Genomic DNA, 18,040 nt, shown 5'->3' with positions numbered 1-18,040 from the left:
CAATATCGATTCAAAGAGAGGGCTAATGTAAAAAAGTACGAACCTACATAAAAACGATTGATAAATCTCATTTTAAAAATTTTTTTCTGAGATTTTATCATTATATCAGAAAAATAATCTAACAATCTTCCATTTGAAAAATTTTCGAGTTAAAAAATCTTCCATTTTTCTTCAATCCCTCCTAACCAAAGTCCATGATTTTTCATATGAATAATCAATAAAAGCGCAAGCGTCTAAGAATGACTAAGTTCCTTACTTGTCTAGTATTTATTCGCCTGTTCTTCCCTCTCAGTCTAATGAGTGATTGCTAGTGTGAGAAATTAAAAATACATAAAAAAAATATATGAAACTTGATATATATATAAATTATGATATATGATTGCATCAAGGGAATCAAACATTTATCGACAACGAACGACAAAATAATCAGATAATTTCCGAATGTTTTACTTTTTTTAACGAAAAATGTATGGTATTTGGTTTTTTATTACATTTGAAAATATAGTAAAAGATGGAAAATCTAAGGGTTTCAACAATGAGAACACAGAATTATCGGACAACACTATTAAGGATGTTCGATTCCCTTTTTTTGCATCAGAACAAAAGTGGGTCTTTATTAAGGGGAGCTTTGCCCTAGGAGGAGTCACTACATACTATCAAGGAGGTTTTACTATGAAATTATTACCACGTGAGATAGACAAGCTCATGATTGTGGTGGCAGGAGATCTTGCCAAGAAACGAAAAGATAGAGGATTAAAATTAAATCATCCTGAATCCGTAGCCCTTATCACATATGAAGTGTTAGAAGGAGCGAGAGATGGAAAAACGGTTGCTCAATTGATGGAATATGGCGCAACGATTTTGTCACGCGAAGATGTGATGGAAGGCATCCCGGAGATGATTCACGATATTCAAGTAGAAGCGACTTTTCCAGATGGAACAAAACTGGTGACAGTTCATAATCCGATTAGATAAAAAGGGAGGCATCATTACATGGTACCAGGACAATACATTTTAAAAGAAGAAGAAATTATAATCAATGAAGGTAAAACGTTAAACAAACTTTCAGTCATCAACACAGGCGATCGTCCAGTCCAAATTGGATCTCACTTTCATTTTTATGAAGTGAATGAAGCCCTTCAATTCAATCGAGAAGAAGCATTTGGAAAACGTTTGAACATTCCGGCAGGTGCAGCGGTTCGTTTTGAACCTGGCGATGAAAAAGAAGTAGAATTGCTTTCTTTTGCTGGAGAACAACGCGTATATGGATTTAACAATAAAGTTGATGGATCTGTTGAGGGAGGATGCAAGTAATGAGTTACAAAATGTCAAGACAGCAATATTCACAAATGTACGGTCCGACTACAGGGGACTCAATTCGTTTAGCAGATACAGATATCTTGATTCAAATTGAGAAAGATTATACAACATATGGGGAAGAAGTCGTGTTTGGCGGCGGAAAAGTAATTCGTGACGGGATGGGACAACATCCACTTGCCACTCGAAAAGATGATAACGTTCCAGATGTCGTAATTACAAATGCGGTAATCTTGGACTATACAGGGATCGTTAAAGCAGACATTGCCATTCGTGACGGGAAAATCGCTGGAATCGGAAAAGCGGGAAATCCTTTAGTACAGGATAATGTGGATATCGTCATTGGTGCTTCTACAGAAATCATCGCTGGAGAAGGTTTGATTGTTACAGCTGGTGCGATCGATACTCATGTTCACTTTATTAATCCAACGCAAATTGAAACGGCATTATCTTCTGGTACGACGACATTAATTGGTGGCGGAACAGGTCCGGCGGCAGGGTCAAAAGCGACAACTGTTACTCCAGGAGAATGGAATATGCACCGTATGCTTCTTGCAGCGGAAGGAATGCCAATTAACGTTGGGTTCACAGGTAAAGGACAAGCAGCATCGGAAGAGCCTCTTATTGAGCAAGTTCGCGCTGGCGCAATTGGCTTAAAAGTGCACGAAGACTGGGGAGCAACAGCTTCAGCCCTTGACTATGCATTACGCGTAGCCGATAAATATGATATTCAAGTAGCGGTTCATGCAGATACGTTGAATGAAGGTGGCTTCATGGAAACGACGATGGCTGCCATTAAAGATCGAGTGATTCATATGTACCATACGGAAGGTGCAGGTGGCGGACATGCTCCAGATTTAATCAAATCAGCAGGCTATGAAAATGTTCTTCCATCTTCTACAAATCCGACTTTACCATATACAGTTAATACGGTTGACGAGCATTTAGATATGTTAATGGTTTGCCATCATTTAAATCCATCAATTCCTGAAGATCTTGCATTTGCTGATTCACGGATTAGAAAAGAAACGATTGCAGCAGAGGATATTCTTCATGACATGGGGATCATTAGTATGGTCAGCTCAGATGCACAAGCGATGGGACGAATTGGCGAGGTTGTTTTACGTACATGGCAAGTAGCAGACAAAATGAAAAAACAACGCGGAATCTTGGAAGGCGATAGTGAGTTTTCTGATAACAACCGTGCCAAACGTTATGTGGCTAAATATACGATCAATCCTGCCATTACACACGGAATCTCTGAATATGTTGGTTCAATTGAAGTCGGAAAAATTGCCGATCTAGTTCTTTGGTCCCCAGCATTTTTCGGTGTGAAGCCTGAAATGATCCTGAAAAATGGCTTTGCTGTAGAGAGCTTAATGGGAGATGCGAATGCATCCATTCCAACACCGGAACCGGTGATTTACCGTCCGATGTATGCACAGGTTGGAAAAGCATTAGCGAAAAGCTCGATCACATTCATTTCTCAAGCAGCATTTGATGATAAAGTGCATGAGAAACTTGGCTTGGAAAAAATGGTTCTTCCAGTTCACGGTATCCGAAATTTAACGAAAAAAGATATGAAACATAATTCTGAAACGCCTACTATCACTGTTGACCCACAAACATATGAGGTAACCGTAAACGGTGAACTTATTACTTGTGAACCAGTTGACACTGTACCGATGGGGCAACGATATTTCCTATTCTGAGGTGAAAGCATTGATTATCGAAAAAATTGTGACCAATATTGAACAAATGGCAAAAGAAGATTTAGACAAGCGCCATAAAGAAAAGGTCTATCTTGAAAGTGCTCATTTAGTGAAAAGAATTCAAAGAGTGACAACAGATCATGGCACGGAAATTGGGATTCGTTTAAAAGACCCTCGTGATCTTGTTGCGGGTGATGTTTTATTTATGGATGATAAAAACATGATTATCATCGACGTCTTATCGGATGACTTAATCATTATTAGCCCACGTTCATTGCAAGAAATGGGAACAATTGCTCATCAACTAGGGAATCGTCACTTACCTGCCCAATTTGAAGAGGATGAGATGCTCGTACAATACGATTATCTTGTAGAAGAATTGCTACAAGAACTGCAAATTCCTTTCAGACGGGAAGACCGGAAAGTGAAACAGGCATTTCGTCATATTGGACATAGCCATGAATCCTAATATTCTTTCTTTATTTCAATTATGCGATTCAAACCTTCCAACCGGTGGTTTTAGTCATTCGTATGGTTTGGAGACTTATATTCAAGAAGGTCAAGTACATGATCAAGCAACGTTTGCAAAATGGCTTCGTGTCTACTTGAATGAGCAGCTCATCTATTCTGATGGGCTTGCTTCTCACCTCGTATATGAGGCTCTAGAGAATAATGACTTCCAAAAAATATGGAAGTTAGACCGAATGCTGACCGTTCAAAGTTTGCCGCGTGAAACGAGGGAAGGTACCCAAAGAATGGGTGAACGTATGTTAAGTCTTGTGGAAGCTTTATATGATGTGCCTGTACTAGCCGAATATAGAAAGCGGATTAAGGAGAAGAAATCCTTTGGGCATTCTAGCATTGTCTTTACGATAATCGGTCATCATCTTGGTGTTCCCAAGTCTACGACTACTCTCTATTATTTATATTCTGCTATTTCAAGCCTGATTCAAAATGCGGTTCGGGCCATTCCCTTAGGCCAGACTGCAGGTCAGAAAACGATTCAAGAGTTTCAACAAGAGTTAGTGAGGGCAACTGAGAAAATTCAGGATCTAGATGAAGCGGATTTTGGTATTACGTCACCAGGTTTAGAATTAGCTCAAATGAAACATGAACGTGTAAATATTCGTATTTTCATGTCTTAATTATTGACAAAAGGAAGTGTATTTTAATGGAACCCATTAAAATTGGTGTAGGCGGACCTGTTGGAGCAGGGAAAACGATGTTAGTGGAAAAGCTGACTCGACATTTAGATGGTGAAATTAGCATGGCGGTTGTGACGAATGACATCTATACAAAAGAAGATGCTAAATTCTTAATGAATAATGGAGTCCTGCCACAAGATCGGATCATTGGCGTTGAAACAGGCGGATGTCCGCATACAGCGATTCGTGAAGATGCATCGATGAACTTTGCAGCAATCGATGAATTAAAAGAGAAACATCCAGATGTTGAACTTATTTTTGTTGAAAGTGGCGGCGATAATCTTGCAGCGACGTTCAGCCCTGAACTGGTTGATTTCTCTATTTATATTATTGATGTGGCTCAAGGGGAAAAAATTCCGCGTAAAGGCGGACAAGGTATGATTAAATCTGATTTATTCATCATTAATAAAACAGATTTAGCGCCGTACGTTGGTGCAAGCCTTGATGTTATGGCGTCAGACACGAAGGTTAACCGTGGGGATAAACCGTTTGTTTTCACCAATTTAAAAGATAATTCTGGTCTTGACGAAGTGATCGATTGGATTAAGAAGAATGCACTTTTAAAAGGATTGGAATAAATGGAAAACTGGACAGGAACTTTGCGTTTAGATGTGGAAGAACGTCAAGGTAAGACCGTTGCTAAAAATGTGTATTTCCAAGGCGCATTGAAAGTCATGCGCCCGGTATACCATGATGATTCTGGGCAAGCCTGTTATTATATTTTAAATCCGGGCGGCGGCTATTTAGACGGTGATCGCTATAACTTGCAGTTTTCATTGAAAGAAAAAACCAAACTAACCTTGACCACACAATCAGCAACAAAGGTTTATAAAACGCCGAATCAACATGCCTATCAGGAAACAGAATTTATTCTGAAAAAAGGCAGTTATCTAGAATATATTCCGGATCCACTTATCATGTATCGCAATGCTCGATATAAACAAAAAAATGTGATTCGGATGGAGCAAGGTGCTACGCTCATTTATTCAGATATTATTACACCAGGATGGTCACCTGATGGCGAACAATTTAGCTATGATCAGCTTCAATTAATGAATGAAGTCTATATGGATGATGAGTTAGTGATGTATGATCATATTAAATTGAATCCAGCTGAACAAGATATGAAAGCAATCGGCTTTATGGAAGGGTATACGCATTTAGGTTCGATGATTGTGATTGGTGAACAAACGAATGCTGATCTCCTTGACCGATTATATAATTCGATGAGTCATGATGAAAACGAATATAGAATGGGACTATCTATGCTACCAGTCAAGGGATTTACGATTCGTGTGCTCGCGAACAAGACGCAAACAATTGAAAGACTATTTACGGAGTGCCATCAAATCATTAGTGAAGCTTGGTTTAACACGAAACCATCTTTTCTAAGGAAGTACTAATTTCTAGATTTCGGCAATCGTCAAGGTTGCCGAATTTTTATTATAAAGGCGTGTGAAACCAAGGTTTTACACGAATGAGCCCAAAATTTTTTTAACAACAATATTGTTTAACATAGCCATTATAAATAATGCTTGTTTACCTAGACGGGAAAACGATACTTTCTAAAAGAGTTATGGACTTGATCGTAATTCCATACGAATACTCATGAGTGAAGTTTGGTTCTGTTCAAGGTCTACGAACGATGAGTACAGTGAAAATGGTTGGGGAAGCGACAGTTTACAACTTTATATTTGGTGAAGGAACATTTGTTAGTTAGTTTTGGTAATTATTGAGATTTACATTGTGTAAGGCATGATACGTATGATGAGGACTCGAACAAGCAGATGGATAACAGCTATTATTCGTACTTTATTTAGTATATACTATATGTATAATATAGGGATTAAAGAAGACTTGTATAATCTCTGGATTTAATAAAAGGGACATTTGTATTATGCAACTTTAGGTTGCTCCTATTTTATGGATGGGGGATATTTATGAATACTCTTGGATATGCAATTCTTAGTGCACTCGGTAGAAAACCATGCTCAGGATATGAATTAGCACAATATTTGGATGCGGTATGGCCAGCGAAACATAGTCAAATTTATCCTCGTTTAACCAAAATGGAACAAAATGGGCTTCTTGTATTTGAAGAAGTTATCCAAACTGGCAAACCGGATAAAAAAATATTTTCGATTACAGATAAAGGTAGAGAAACGTTAGAAAAATGGGTCGCAGAATCTCCATCTGATCCAATTATGAGAGATGAGTTTCTGATTAAGGTAAATTCCATTTGGTTATCGGATGAGGAAAATGCGAAAAAGTTAATTCAGGATCGAATTTTGAATCTTGAACAAAAAGTTGCTTTTCGAACGGATACACTAACAGAGCTGGAACAAAAGCATCGGGGAGATACGATGTCTAAGCATTTTGGTCGCTATCTACTCTTTAATCGACGGAACATGATGGACAAAGAGGAGATTTCTTGGTGTCAATGGGTTTTAAATCTAATTGAGAAATCAAATTTTACTATGAGCAAACTAACGTTATGGATGATCGGTGCTGGCAACCTTAATCTAATCATTCAAAACATGATTTTTGTCAGTGAAATCTAAAATCTTCATGTAGGAAGCGTGCCAATCATTTATGTAATCGCCAACATACTACTAAATTTTGGACAGGCTTACACAGATGGACGAAGCTAAACTCTATCTCAATAATCCGGAGCAATGGTCAGACAATAGCGTATTTGAACCTTAGCCAAGCGCTTTATAATAGCCTTGGCTATTTGTAATTCGTTCATATTAGAAAAATTTTTAGACGATGCTACTTTTTTTGTTTTTGCCCTTATAAAGAGAGTGACAACATAAAAAGGGGCGAGAATAATGGAGAAATTAAATTTTGAAACGATTAAACATTATCAATCATTCGAGACGATTGAAGAAATGGATCAATCTGTTCGGGGATTTTTATACAAGCGAAAAGCTGAGTTATCAGAAGGCACCAACAAAGTCTTAACGTTCATTTGGCGACATTCGGTAAAAGTAATTGGCGTAAGTTTTACTAAATATGACTACATCGCAACAAATGTGCAATTAAGTCGCAGAACAGTCATACGAGCCGTTAAAAAGCTTGAACAGTTAGTTGAGCTTTGCAAGGAAGTCGAGCTAATGATATAGCAGCGATAAAGTGTCACGTTTTCTTCAATGATCTAGATGATTGATCATTTGCAAGCAAAACAGGTTAATATGTTCAGTTTTCGTCTATATTTCAGAGTAGGGACCAAATACTAAGATAATAGCTATCCATGGCCTATTGGGTTTGGACTCAGAATGAAAAGTGGATATGAAATTTTGCTTGGTCATAAAGTTGCGAATTGATCCGTTTTGAATTGCGGTTAATCGATCAATAATAAACCAATTTAAAAACCTATATTATTATATAAGAACCACTTGCTTTTTTTATTTAAAACTCGAAACAGCTTATATAATTGTTGTATAATATATGCTAGTAATGAGTCATAAACTTCTATTAGGGTGGTTCGTCAACAATAATCAGCGTAACGAACTCCTTATTGTTTTTTGTAAAAGTGTTGAAGAAATCGCTTATTTCATACGTATAATTTTGTATAGATTCAAAGTAGAAAGAGAGTGTTCATTATGGGCCGTAAATGGAACAATATTAAAGAAAAAAAAGCGTCAAAGGATGCAAATACGAGTCGTATATATGCAAAGTTCGGGCGTGAGATTTATGTAGTAGCCAAGCAAGGTGAGCCAGATCCAGAATCCAATCAGGCTTTAAAAGTAGTACTTGAGCGTGCAAAAACGTACAATGTGCCAAAAGCAATCATTGACCGTGCGATTGAAAAAGCCAAAGGTGGTTCAGAAGAAAACTATGACGAACTTCGTTATGAAGGCTTCGGACCTAACGGGTCTATGGTAATCGTCGATGCATTGACAAATAACGTGAACCGTACTGCATCAGATGTTCGTGCTGCATTTGGTAAAAATGGTGGAAATATGGGAGTTAGCGGATCTGTAGCTTATATGTTTGATGCCACAGCTGTATTCGGCCTTGAAGGGAAAACAGCAGATGAAGTGCTTGAACTATTAATGGAAGCAGATGTAGATGTACGTGACATCGTAGAAGAAGATGAATCAGTTATCATTTATGCTGAACCAGATCAATTTCATGCTGTACAAGAAGCATTCAAGAATGTTGGGATCACTGAATTCACAGTTGCCGAACTAACGATGCTTGCGCAAAATGACCTAACGCTCGAAGCAGACGCACAAGAGCAATTTGAAAAAATGATTGATGCATTAGAAGATTTAGAGGACGTTCAGCAAGTGTACCATAATGTAGATTTAGGTGAATGATTAATGAAAGCAGAGATTGTCCTATAACGAAAGGTTTAAGACCCTACATCTATTCAAGATCGTTTATATGAATGACATAATAAACGGTGTATAGAATGTGAGGTCAACCCTTTCTGGGACATTCTTTGCTTATTTAATTTGGATATACTGAAATGGATAGACCTTGTTTTCAATATACATATTGCAGAGTTCTAACACTTTGAATGTTAGCGTAGCTTTTACATGTTTCTTTAGAAAATCCCCAATTAGCCAATCAGAACCTACAACACTGCCACTAATCTCCCAAAAAGAAAACTTACTCTGAAATGAAAAATTTTACACATATTTTACCTCATTTTAATGTTACCAACTTGGTACCAAGTTAGGGTGAAACTAGGCAATCAAAATGAATGGGAGAGGATTAGAATGAAGGTTGAATTACATTGTCATACGAATATTTCAGATGGGTCTTGTTCGTTTGAAGAGGTATTGGAACTTGCGGCAAAGGAAAGAATCAGTCATTTAGCGATTACGAATCATGATACAACGTATGGTTTGCAGGAGATGGTGGAAAAGGGAAAAGAAACAGGGATAGAAATTATCCCTGGTATTGAAGTCTCAGGTTATGATTTTGCAAGAGGTAGACGTGTACATCTATTAGGCTATTATATGGACTATGGACATAAGGCACTTTTCGAGCTTTGCCAGCCATTGATCGAAAAGCGGCATGCAGCATCTGAAGAAATGGTTAAGCGGTTAATCCATGCTGGTTATGAGATAACTTGGAATCAGGTTTGTAAGTATAAGGGAGGAACCGGCGTTTATAAACAACATATTATGCTAGCATTGATGGAAGCAGGTTATACGGATTCAATCTTTGGTGATTTGTATAAGCGGCTTTTCAGTCGCGGGCAAAATGGCGAAGAGCCAGGGATTGCTTTCATTCCCATGGAGTATGTGGATGCATGTCTTGCTGTGAAAGCGATACGTGAGGCAGGTGGTGTGCCAGTCCTTGCTCATCCCGGACAATACGCTAGCTTTGAAATCATTCCAGACCTTGTAGCGGCTGGACTTGAAGGAGTTGAAGTTCTTCACCCACATCATAGTCGTGCGGAAGAAGAAATGGCGATTCAATATGCCCAAAAATATAATCTTATTATGACTGGCGGTTCAGATTTTCATGGGGACTATGGCGATAAACCTGTAGAGCTCGGCAGTAAAAGCCCTGGAGTGGAATGTTTGAATGCCCTGAAATCAAAGAAACATAGCATGGCAATTTACTAATGAAAAGAATTGCAGCATTCATGGAAAAATAACGTACTCTAAACCACTATTTATTCATTAATCTTAAAACGAAAAGGTCAGATTCCACACTATATATATCGTTTAATCGATATATATAGTGTGGAATCTGACTTTTTTTGGAATTTTCTATTTTCTTTACAAGAATGTAATGGTAGCTTCATAATCTCTCCTTACACTAACACTAATAAGAAAACTGTCATAGGTGTAAATAAAGGAGGAGTGTCTCATGACAGAAAAAGTCATTTTAGTGGATCATTTAATTTCTGAAATTAAAAAAGGCACGTTTCAATCTAATAAAAAATTACCTTCAGAGCATGTATTAGCTGATCAATTTAAAGTTCCAAGAATGGTTGTCAGAAAGGCATACGAACAGCTTCAAGATCTAGGTTATATCTATTCAAGGCAAGGGAAGGGCAGTTATGTTCAAGATAGCAAGAAACAAATTCCATTAATTCTTTCTGGAGACGTAAGTTTTACTGAGAAAATGAAAGAATTACACTTTCCTTTTCAAACGATTACGATTTTTTGCGAGGAAATTCCTTTTGATAAGAAGATTTTTCAAAACCTGAATGTAGGAAGTGATGAGAAGGTATTTAAAATTGGTAGGTTGAGACTAATCGACGAACTTCCTATTGCTCTTCATACTTCTTTTGTAGCACAGTCGATTTTTCCTGAGATTGAAAAGGATGGCCCGGGTATTACCTCTATGTTTCTATATTATAAGCAGCGTGGCTTTGTAGAATTTGGCTCCAATAGCAGCACACTAAATGTGATTTTCCCGACGCCAACTGAAAGAGAGATTTTACAGTGTTCCAACTTAGTGCCACTTTTGCAAGTAGAGTCAGAATGTGTGGATAAGAATAGCGGGCAAGTTCTTGAAAACACGGTCATTATTTATCGCAGTGATTATTTTACCTATGTGATCTAAAGCGTAGACACTTTTATTAAGTGGCTTTTACAAATTTTATACATAGATTTACTCTTTCTTAACGTACGTTCACTTGGCAACAAGATACATTGGAGATGTAGCAAGAAACTAAAACATTTGGAGGCCGGTTGAATGAAAAGAAAGGAAAGAACAGAGATTTTGATTCAAGGCTCTGACGCCATTGCGAGAGATTTTGCCAAGGAAATAGAAATGAAATATACAGTAACCGTCATTCAACAGCCTGAGAATGGTCTTGTCTTACTAAAGGCAAGAGAAACGGCTAAGAAGAGCTTATTTTATCTTGGAGAATTATTAGTGACAGAATGTAAAGTTCAAATCCACGATTCAATCGGAATCGGCATCGTGAAGGGACATCAGGAGGAGCTGGCTTACTGGCTAGCTGTCATTGATGCTGCTTATCAAGCGGATCTATTAGAAACGAGAGTGTGGTCACATATATTAGAAAAAGAGAAAGAGAATATACAGAAAAATCGTCAAGAGTTACAACAATCGATCTTAAGAACAAAAGTAAGTTTTGAAACGATGGACGTTCAATAAGGGGGGATAATGATGAAATTAGATGTAGTTCATGATCTGCAGGCTGTATATAGGAAACTAGTAGATGCGACTTCAAGACCTGGGACCGTCATGGACTTGCAGAGAGAAGTTCGTGCTTTGGATGTTCAAGCGAACTGTTTATCTGCAACGATACTATTTGCACTTACGGTCCTTGATCCAGAAGTCACGTTTAAAGTCATTACTAAGCAGGAAGAGACAGTGTCTAGATTGATTAATCAGCTTACTTATTCAAAATCTGTTGATGTATCAGACGCTGACTTTATCTTTATTTTAGAGGACGCGCTACATGAGGAAATGGAAGAAGCATTGAATCAAGCAAAGGTCGGAAACTTATCAAATCCGCATGAATCAGCCATGATTATTTTAGAAGTTTCAGATGTAACGAAAGGGAAGTCTATGAAACTTTCAGGACCTGGGATACAAGGAGAAACTATTCTAAATATGCAAAATGTTCCAAATTGGATGGCGATGAGAAATGAGAAAAACGTAGAGTTTCCTTTGGGAATTGATATGTATTTCTTGGATCACCAGCATCAATTACTAGCTATTCCGAGAACGACGCAAATTAAAGAAAATGGGTGGGAGATTAAATGGGATATGTAGCAGTAAGGGGCGGAACACAGGCCATTGAAGAATCCATCAAACGCTTAAAGTATGAGAGATTGAAAAAAGGGACAGTTTTAGATGTACATAAGATTGAAGATGGTATGAGAGGGTTAATAGATCAGGTCATGTCAGAAAGCAGTTTATATGATCAATCTTTGGCTGCAATAGCCATTAAACAAGCGGAGGGAAATCCAGAAGAGGCGGTATTTCTCTTACGAGCTTATCGATCCACTTTACCAAGAAAACATGTTTCACGAATGATGAGTTCCGAAGATATGCAAGTCGAGCGGAGGGTTTCTGCTAGCTTTAAAGATATACCTGGTGGACAGATTTTAGGTGCTACGACCGATTACACCCACAGGTTATTAGATTGGGAATTAGAGAAGGAAACGGAAGAAAGCATTCAGGATTGGTTATATGCCTATCATGCCGAAAATCGATTAACTGAATATGATCAAAGGCATATGAGTGATATAACCAATTTACCAAAAGTTTTGGACTATTTAAGAAGTGAAGGCTTATTAGCAAGCTGTGAAAACAATGACTTGCAGCCTGAAGATGTAACAAGGAAAAGTCTAGAGTTTCCTTCGAAACGAAGTGAACGCCTGCAAGTTCTAACAAGAGGTCAGACAGGTGCCGTCACGTCACTGGCCTATGCAGTCATACGTGGATATGGTGCGCTGCATCCAACAGTAGGAGAGTTGCGGGTAGGTCAACTTCCAGTCTATCTCGATCACCCACTTGACGAAGGTCAAGAGGAAGATAGCTATTATATCGGAGATTTCCAAGCGACAGAAGTGGAAATGCTCGTTCCGGTAACAGTCGAGAAAGAACGAGGAAAGAAAGAAATGGAGTTTGAAATTGGCTATGGCCTCTGTTTTGGACAAAATGAAACAAAGGCAATTGCAATGGGTATTTTAGATAATTGCTTGGAGAATCCCAATGCTGATTTTCCAAGTCAAAATGAAGAATTTGTTCTTTATCATATCGATTCAGTTGAATCGACGGGTTTCATTTCCCATTTGAAGATGCCTCATTATGTTACATTTCAATCCAAGCTTGATAGCATACGGAAGACGAAAGAGAAGGCAAGTACTGGAGAGACAGGAAGTGGCAATGAATGAATAAATCTTATAATTTTGCATTCTTTGATGAAGGATCGAAACGGGAAATTAGAAGGGCAACCTTAAAAGCGATTGCGATACCGGGTTACCAAGTGCCCTTTGCTTCTAGGGAAATGCCGATTGGTCGTGGGTGGGGAACAGGTGGCTTACAGCTTACCTTATCATTAATTGGAAAAGAAGATGTTCTTAAAGTGATTGATCAAGGCTCCGATGAATCCGTTAATGCCGTTAATATTAAAAAGCTTGTGTCAGACACGACTGGGATAAGGACGACGGACAGTACAAGAGAGGCAACGTTAATCCAGTCTAGACATCGGGTGCCTGAAGTGTCGTTGCAACAAGACCAGATTTTAATACTTCAAGTTCCGTTACCTGAACCTTTAAGAAGTTTTGAACCGAGCGAATATGAAACGAAAAAGCTTCATGCTGAGAGAGAGTATAGTGGAGCATGGCTGATGTTATTTGAACAAATTATGAAATATGGAACGATGGCGACAGATGCAGATCATCCAGTTATGGTTCACGATAGGTATGTCTCGGCACCAAGTCCGATACCAAGATTTGATAATCCAAAGCTTGACTATAGTGAAGCGCTCATTTTGTTAGGGGCTGGCAGGGAGAAGAAAGTATATGCAGTACCTCCCTTTACAAAGGTAACATCTTTAGCGTTCGATGATTATGAATTTGAGAAAGAGTCCTTTGCGAATCGTGAGTGTATTCTCTGTACTTCCAAAGACGTATTTTTGGATGAACTCGTTGATCAAGATACGGGAGCAACGTATTTCCAATGCAATGATACAAGTAATTGTCTTGATATAGTCAATCAAAAACAATCATTGGGGGTGAAATAAATGGCTGAACTTGAAGTACCGGTGTTATCCGTTAAACAATTGAACAAACAATTTGGAAACGGCTGTCCATCTTGCAAAGACAAAGAATCAGGCGATATGATTAAAAACTATTGTCGCGAATGTGGAACGGTTTATGCATGTCGTGATGTGACGTTTGATGTGTATCAAGGTGAAGTTCTTGGAATTGTAGGAGAGAGTGGCAGTGGAAAATCTACCTTAATGAAAAGTCTGTATTTTGATCAGGAAGTGACGAATGGTGAAATGTATGTGGCAGGCTTTGAGAATGGAAAAAAGAATGTATTGAATGAGTCGGCACAGAAAAAAAGATATATTCGAAATCACCTAATGGGCAAAGTTTATCAAAATCCGATACTAGGCTTGAAAATGAATTTCTCCTCAATAGGTAATATTGCTGAGAAGTTAATTTCAGCTGGAAACAGACATGTTGGCAGCATGGAAACAAGGGGTGCCAGTCTTCTCGAAGAAGTAAATATTCCGATTCACCGGATGAAAGAGGAGCCAAGGAACTTTTCCGGTGGGATGCAGCAACGGGTTCAAATAGCTAAAGCATTGTCGAACAATCCACCGATACTGCTTTTAGATGAGGTCACTACTGGTTTAGATTTATCGGTTCAAGCAAGTGTGCTGGATTTAATTAAAGGCCTGCAAAGAGAATTGAATATTAGCATTGTACTAGTTTCGCATGATTTGGGTGTAATCCGAATGCTTGCAGACCGTACGCTCGTCATGTTGGAAGGAAAAGTCGTCGAGCAAGGTTTAACTGATCAAATACTTGAAGATCCGCAGCATCCTTACACACAACAATTAGTCCATTCACTGTTGTAAAAGTAAATGTCTTAGAAAAATGGGGGAAGAAATATTGTTGCTGATTAAAAATGGAAAAATTATAACAGAAGATTTGATGCTAGTAGACCATGATCTCTTAATTAAGGATGATGAAATTTATAGAATTGCCCCTGCCGGAGAGATAGAAATGAGTGCTGAAATGGAAGTGTTGGACGCATCGGGGGGCTATGTATCACCAGGTTTTATTGATCTCCACTCAGACTATATTGAACATATGACTGCACCGCGCCCTACTTCTTTAATGAATTTTCCAATGAGCTTAAGAGAAACAGAAAAGGAACTGGTCACTCATGGCATTACGACCATGTTTCATTCCCTATCTCTTTATAAATCAACGGAATACTCGTATAAGCCAATTCGGGAGCCTGAGAATGTTAGAAAACTTATTGACTTAATCGATCAAACACATACGATGAAACACTTAGTCCGACATCGGTTTCATGCCCGATATGAAATTGATAATCTCGATGATATTGATTGTTTAAAAGAATATGTGTCGGAAAAGAAAGTACATTTAGTCTCATTCATGGACCATACACCAGGACAAGGACAGTACAGACATTTAGAGATTTATCGAAACACGTTAAGAGGCTATAAAGACTACAGTGATGAAGCCATTGATGGGATGATTTTAACTCATCAAAGGAAAGAGAAGTTGACGATAGACAGAATGAAAGAAATTGCCCTATTAGCGAGAGAAAATAATATCGCTGTTGCTTCGCATGATGATGATTCGATTGAAAAGCTTGAACTAGTTCAAAGCTTTGGAACGAATATTAGTGAGTTTCCCATTACGCTTGAAATTGCCCGTAAAGCACATGAATCAGGAATGCACACAATAGCAGGTGCACCAAATGTACTTTTGGGAGGTTCTCACAGCGGTAACTTAAGTGCTTCTGAAGCGATTCAAGATGGCAGCATTGACATATTATGTAGTGATTATTACCCAGCCGCTCTTCTCCATGCAGTGTTTGAATTAGTGAATAACTATGGAATGGACCTTGTTGATATGTTTAAGCTGGTCACCATTAATCCTGCCAAGGCAGTCAAACTGGATCATGAATTAGGATCCATTTGTGAAGGAAAAAAAGCAGATTTACTCATTATTGAAAAAATATCTGATGATTTCCCTGTGATAACAAGTGTTATCGTAGATGGGAAGTTGATTCAAAGGACGAATTATCGGCTCTAAAGTGAATTCCATCACTCGGGGGCATCATCCTCAACCTCTCACAATAATTGGTATGTGGAGGTAATGCACTGTTAGTCCGGGATAAATCATGATATTAGAAAGCAGGTGGCAAAATGGACAATCTATTAGAGATTAAAGATTTATCAAAATTCTTTATTTTACATAATATCGACAAGAATATTCAAGCGGTCAAAGATATTACGATCCAAATCAAAAAAGGTGAATTTATTGGCATTACAGGCAAGAGTGGCAGCGGAAAATCGACAATTTTAAAATCGATTTATGGTACCTATCGGATTCAAGAAGGTAGTATTTGGTATGACTCTGCCCACTATGGTCCTATTAATCTAGCAAAAGCGACAGAAAGAGAAATGATTTCTCTGCGTAAGCATGAGATTGGCTATGTTTCTCAATTTTTAAATGTGATGCCAAGAACGACAGCAAGGCAGCTCGTAACAGAGGCAATCCTTGAAATGGGACAAACAAGAGAAATTGCTCATATGGAAACAGAGAAAATCCTTGACCATTTTGAATTAGGAAGAGAGTTATGGGACAGCTATCCTGCAACTTTTTCAGGTGGAGAGAAGCTTAGGTTAAATATTGCAAGAGCAATGGTGAAAAAACCACGGCTCCTCTTATTAGATGAACCAACAGCAAGCTTAGATCACGATTCAAAATGGAAGGTTAAGATTTTGCTTGAACAGCTAATGAAAGAAGGAACGACTATGCTCGGTATTTTTCATGACTTAGAGTTCATGAATGGGCTAGTAAATAAAGAATATAGCATGAAGAATGGACAGTTTAGTTGCACTATTCAAAAGGATATAACAATTTCTTCATGAATTCTTAACCTAAAATCCAGAAAAATTCACAATAGATTGATATTGTCCATGTATTGTGAACAAGGTAGTGCCTGGAATAAAAAAATGAACTTTCAAAAAAGAGAGGAGATTTATCGTGAAGAAATCGATTATTTCTATTTTGATGTTAGTAATTTTGGTCATTTTTACAGGATGTTCTTCTAGTAGTACATCAGGAGGTACGAAAGCGCAAGAAGGGGATACACTAACGATTGCGTGGTTGCCAAATGAATCCGGGGAAGACTTAGGGGAAACCCGCGATGAAATCGGGCGGATTTTGGAAGAAAGCACAGGAAAGAAAGTTGTACATAAAACCACAACAGATTATATCATTGCCATCGAGGCAATTGCGAATGGAAATGCAGACTTAGCTTTCCTAGGAGCACAAGGATATATTGAAGCAAACAACAAAAATGATAAAGTTCAAGCTTTAGTAGTTCCAAGTGGTGAATCAGGTACATTGGATGATGCGGTTTATTATAGTTGGTTAGCTGTTCAAAAAGAAAATGGAGATACATATAAAAATAATAAAGAATATGTCATAGATAATATCCAAGGAAAAAAATTCTCATTCGTATCAAATAGCTCTACTTCTGGTTTTAAAGTACCTTCCACCGGAATCGTTGATTATTTCTCTCAACAAGATAAATATAAAGACTTAACGGCTGAAGATTTATTAGAAGGCGGTAAAGGCAAATTCTTCAGTGAAGTATTATATGGTGGTTCACACCAAGGTTCTGCTGTAAATCTTTTGACTGGAAAAGCAGACGTGGCAGCATTTTGTGACACTTGTGTGAATAATTATGTGGAACTTGCTGAGGGGGAAGAGAATAAAGCAGGTGCTGTATACAAGGTAAAGAAGGATGCAGCAGAACCATTTAATACAGTTGTAGATAAAGAGTTTTCTCTCATTTCGGTAACTCCAGTGTTGAATTCACCTTTCGTTGTGAATACGGAATTAGTTAATGATGAAACGCGTGAAAAAATTCTTGAAACGTTAACTTCTGATGAAGTCGCAAATAATGAAAAGATATTTGTACCAGAGGACTCAGAGTTTTCAGGTTTATTCAAAAAGAAAAGCGGGGATGAAGGTTTAATACAAGTTGAGGATGACTGGTTCAATCCAATTCGAGAATTGTCTAAATAATGTACCAATCATAATGTAAGAAAATTTGAAGGGGAGGTTAACA

Annotated in this window: 20 protein-coding genes; all 20 read left to right on the top strand. The window is 38.0% G+C overall.

Going from position 1 to position 18,040, the window contains the following annotated elements:
- Positions 1-672: 672 nt before the first annotated feature.
- The 20 genes from AC625_RS19920 (at position 673) to phnD (ending at position 17,997) form a co-directional block, all read left to right on the top strand.
- Positions 673-975 carry an urease subunit gamma gene (locus AC625_RS19920; protein WP_049682880.1) on the top strand — a complete coding sequence of 101 codons (303 nt, stop codon included), beginning with the start codon at positions 673-675 and terminating at the stop codon, positions 973-975.
- A gap of 18 nt (positions 976-993) precedes the next feature.
- Positions 994-1,314, top strand: a complete 321-nt coding sequence (gene ureB, locus AC625_RS19915; protein WP_049682879.1) for an urease subunit beta — start codon at positions 994-996, stop codon at positions 1,312-1,314.
- Complete coding sequence (gene ureC / locus AC625_RS19910; protein ID WP_049682878.1) at positions 1,314-3,029, top strand: urease subunit alpha; 1,716 nt, start codon at positions 1,314-1,316, stop codon at positions 3,027-3,029. The genes ureB and ureC overlap by 1 nt, the downstream gene beginning before the upstream one ends.
- A gap of 10 nt (positions 3,030-3,039) precedes the next feature.
- Positions 3,040-3,498, top strand: a complete 459-nt coding sequence (gene ureE, locus AC625_RS19905; RefSeq protein WP_049682877.1) for an urease accessory protein UreE — start codon at positions 3,040-3,042, stop codon at positions 3,496-3,498.
- The gene (locus AC625_RS19900; RefSeq protein ID WP_049682876.1) at positions 3,488-4,174 is read left to right on the top strand and encodes an urease accessory protein UreF; all 687 of its coding nucleotides are present in this window, start codon (positions 3,488-3,490) and stop codon (positions 4,172-4,174) included. Before ureE ends, AC625_RS19900 begins: the two co-directional genes overlap by 11 nt.
- A 26-nt stretch (positions 4,175-4,200) precedes the next feature.
- Positions 4,201-4,812 carry an urease accessory protein UreG gene (gene ureG / locus AC625_RS19895; protein ID WP_049682875.1) on the top strand — a complete coding sequence of 204 codons (612 nt, stop codon included), beginning with the start codon at positions 4,201-4,203 and terminating at the stop codon, positions 4,810-4,812.
- A complete protein-coding gene (locus AC625_RS19890; RefSeq protein WP_049682874.1) occupies positions 4,813-5,637 on the top strand; it encodes an urease accessory protein UreD in 825 nt (274 codons plus the stop codon).
- Positions 5,638-6,174: 537 nt separating this feature from the next.
- Positions 6,175-6,795 (top strand): PadR family transcriptional regulator, encoded by a 621-nt coding sequence (locus AC625_RS19885; RefSeq protein WP_049682873.1) that lies wholly within the window; start codon positions 6,175-6,177, stop codon positions 6,793-6,795.
- 270 nt (positions 6,796-7,065) lie between these two features.
- Positions 7,066-7,359, top strand: a complete 294-nt coding sequence (locus tag AC625_RS19880) for a helix-turn-helix domain-containing protein (RefSeq protein ID WP_049682872.1) — start codon at positions 7,066-7,068, stop codon at positions 7,357-7,359.
- Positions 7,360-7,839: 480 nt separating this feature from the next.
- Entirely contained in the window at positions 7,840-8,559 is a 720-nt protein-coding gene (locus AC625_RS19875; RefSeq protein WP_049682871.1) for a YebC/PmpR family DNA-binding transcriptional regulator, read from the top strand.
- Between the two features lie 405 nt (positions 8,560-8,964).
- Complete coding sequence (locus AC625_RS19870) at positions 8,965-9,822, top strand: PHP domain-containing protein (RefSeq protein ID WP_049682870.1); 858 nt, start codon at positions 8,965-8,967, stop codon at positions 9,820-9,822.
- Between the two features lie 247 nt (positions 9,823-10,069).
- Entirely contained in the window at positions 10,070-10,771 is a 702-nt protein-coding gene (locus tag AC625_RS19865) for a GntR family transcriptional regulator (RefSeq protein WP_049682869.1), read from the top strand.
- 132 nt (positions 10,772-10,903) lie between these two features.
- Positions 10,904-11,329 (top strand): phosphonate C-P lyase system protein PhnG, encoded by a 426-nt coding sequence (gene phnG, locus AC625_RS19860; RefSeq protein ID WP_049682868.1) that lies wholly within the window; start codon positions 10,904-10,906, stop codon positions 11,327-11,329.
- Between the two features lie 12 nt (positions 11,330-11,341).
- Positions 11,342-11,953: a phosphonate C-P lyase system protein PhnH gene (gene phnH, locus AC625_RS19855; RefSeq protein WP_049682867.1), complete on the top strand. Its 612-nt coding sequence runs from the start codon at positions 11,342-11,344 to the stop codon at positions 11,951-11,953.
- Entirely contained in the window at positions 11,941-13,080 is a 1,140-nt protein-coding gene (locus tag AC625_RS19850; protein WP_049682866.1) for a carbon-phosphorus lyase complex subunit PhnI, read from the top strand. Before phnH ends, AC625_RS19850 begins: the two co-directional genes overlap by 13 nt.
- Entirely contained in the window at positions 13,077-13,931 is an 855-nt protein-coding gene (locus tag AC625_RS19845; RefSeq protein WP_049682865.1) for an alpha-D-ribose 1-methylphosphonate 5-phosphate C-P-lyase PhnJ, read from the top strand. Before AC625_RS19850 ends, AC625_RS19845 begins: the two co-directional genes overlap by 4 nt.
- On the top strand, positions 13,932-14,777 hold the full coding sequence (locus AC625_RS19840) for an ATP-binding cassette domain-containing protein (RefSeq protein WP_049682864.1): 846 nt from the start codon (positions 13,932-13,934) through the stop codon (positions 14,775-14,777).
- Positions 14,778-14,811: 34 nt separating this feature from the next.
- Complete coding sequence (gene phnM / locus AC625_RS19835; protein WP_049682863.1) at positions 14,812-15,990, top strand: phosphonate metabolism protein PhnM; 1,179 nt, start codon at positions 14,812-14,814, stop codon at positions 15,988-15,990.
- 113 nt (positions 15,991-16,103) lie between these two features.
- Entirely contained in the window at positions 16,104-16,832 is a 729-nt protein-coding gene (locus tag AC625_RS19830; protein ID WP_049682862.1) for a phosphonate C-P lyase system protein PhnL, read from the top strand.
- Between the two features lie 115 nt (positions 16,833-16,947).
- A complete protein-coding gene (phnD, locus tag AC625_RS19825) occupies positions 16,948-17,997 on the top strand; it encodes a phosphate/phosphite/phosphonate ABC transporter substrate-binding protein (RefSeq protein WP_049682861.1) in 1,050 nt (349 codons plus the stop codon).
- Positions 17,998-18,040: the final 43 nt, after the last annotated feature.

The organism is Peribacillus loiseleuriae, assembly GCF_001183985.1.
In the GTDB taxonomy this organism is placed as follows: Bacteria; Bacillota; Bacilli; order Bacillales; family DSM-1321; genus Peribacillus; species Peribacillus loiseleuriae.
The sequence above is the reverse complement of the archived record's forward strand: the minus strand, read 5'-3'. Positions and strand labels throughout refer to the sequence as shown.

Bases quoted from the DNA above. Each gene is read 5' to 3' on its own strand.
- AC625_RS19890 (WP_049682874.1), top strand. From the start codon at position 4,813: ATGGAAAACTGGACAGGAACTTTGCGTTTAGATGTGGAAGAACGTCAA.
- ureG (WP_049682875.1), top strand. From the start codon at position 4,201: ATGGAACCCATTAAAATTGGTGTAGGCGGACCTGTTGGAGCAGGGAAA.
- AC625_RS19850 (WP_049682866.1), top strand. From the start codon at position 11,941: ATGGGATATGTAGCAGTAAGGGGCGGAACACAGGCCATTGAAGAATCC.
- AC625_RS19900 (WP_049682876.1), top strand. From the start codon at position 3,488: ATGAATCCTAATATTCTTTCTTTATTTCAATTATGCGATTCAAACCTT.
- AC625_RS19870 (WP_049682870.1), top strand. From the start codon at position 8,965: ATGAAGGTTGAATTACATTGTCATACGAATATTTCAGATGGGTCTTGT.
- ureB (WP_049682879.1), top strand. From the start codon at position 994: ATGGTACCAGGACAATACATTTTAAAAGAAGAAGAAATTATAATCAAT.
- AC625_RS19880 (WP_049682872.1), top strand. From the start codon at position 7,066: ATGGAGAAATTAAATTTTGAAACGATTAAACATTATCAATCATTCGAG.
- AC625_RS19885 (WP_049682873.1), top strand. From the start codon at position 6,175: ATGAATACTCTTGGATATGCAATTCTTAGTGCACTCGGTAGAAAACCA.
- AC625_RS19845 (WP_049682865.1), top strand. From the start codon at position 13,077: ATGAATAAATCTTATAATTTTGCATTCTTTGATGAAGGATCGAAACGG.
- AC625_RS19830 (WP_049682862.1), top strand. From the start codon at position 16,104: ATGGACAATCTATTAGAGATTAAAGATTTATCAAAATTCTTTATTTTA.
- phnG (WP_049682868.1), top strand. From the start codon at position 10,904: ATGAAAAGAAAGGAAAGAACAGAGATTTTGATTCAAGGCTCTGACGCC.
- phnH (WP_049682867.1), top strand. From the start codon at position 11,342: ATGAAATTAGATGTAGTTCATGATCTGCAGGCTGTATATAGGAAACTA.
- ureC (WP_049682878.1), top strand. From the start codon at position 1,314: ATGAGTTACAAAATGTCAAGACAGCAATATTCACAAATGTACGGTCCG.
- AC625_RS19865 (WP_049682869.1), top strand. From the start codon at position 10,070: ATGACAGAAAAAGTCATTTTAGTGGATCATTTAATTTCTGAAATTAAA.
- AC625_RS19840 (WP_049682864.1), top strand. From the start codon at position 13,932: ATGGCTGAACTTGAAGTACCGGTGTTATCCGTTAAACAATTGAACAAA.
- AC625_RS19875 (WP_049682871.1), top strand. From the start codon at position 7,840: ATGGGCCGTAAATGGAACAATATTAAAGAAAAAAAAGCGTCAAAGGAT.
- AC625_RS19920 (WP_049682880.1), top strand. From the start codon at position 673: ATGAAATTATTACCACGTGAGATAGACAAGCTCATGATTGTGGTGGCA.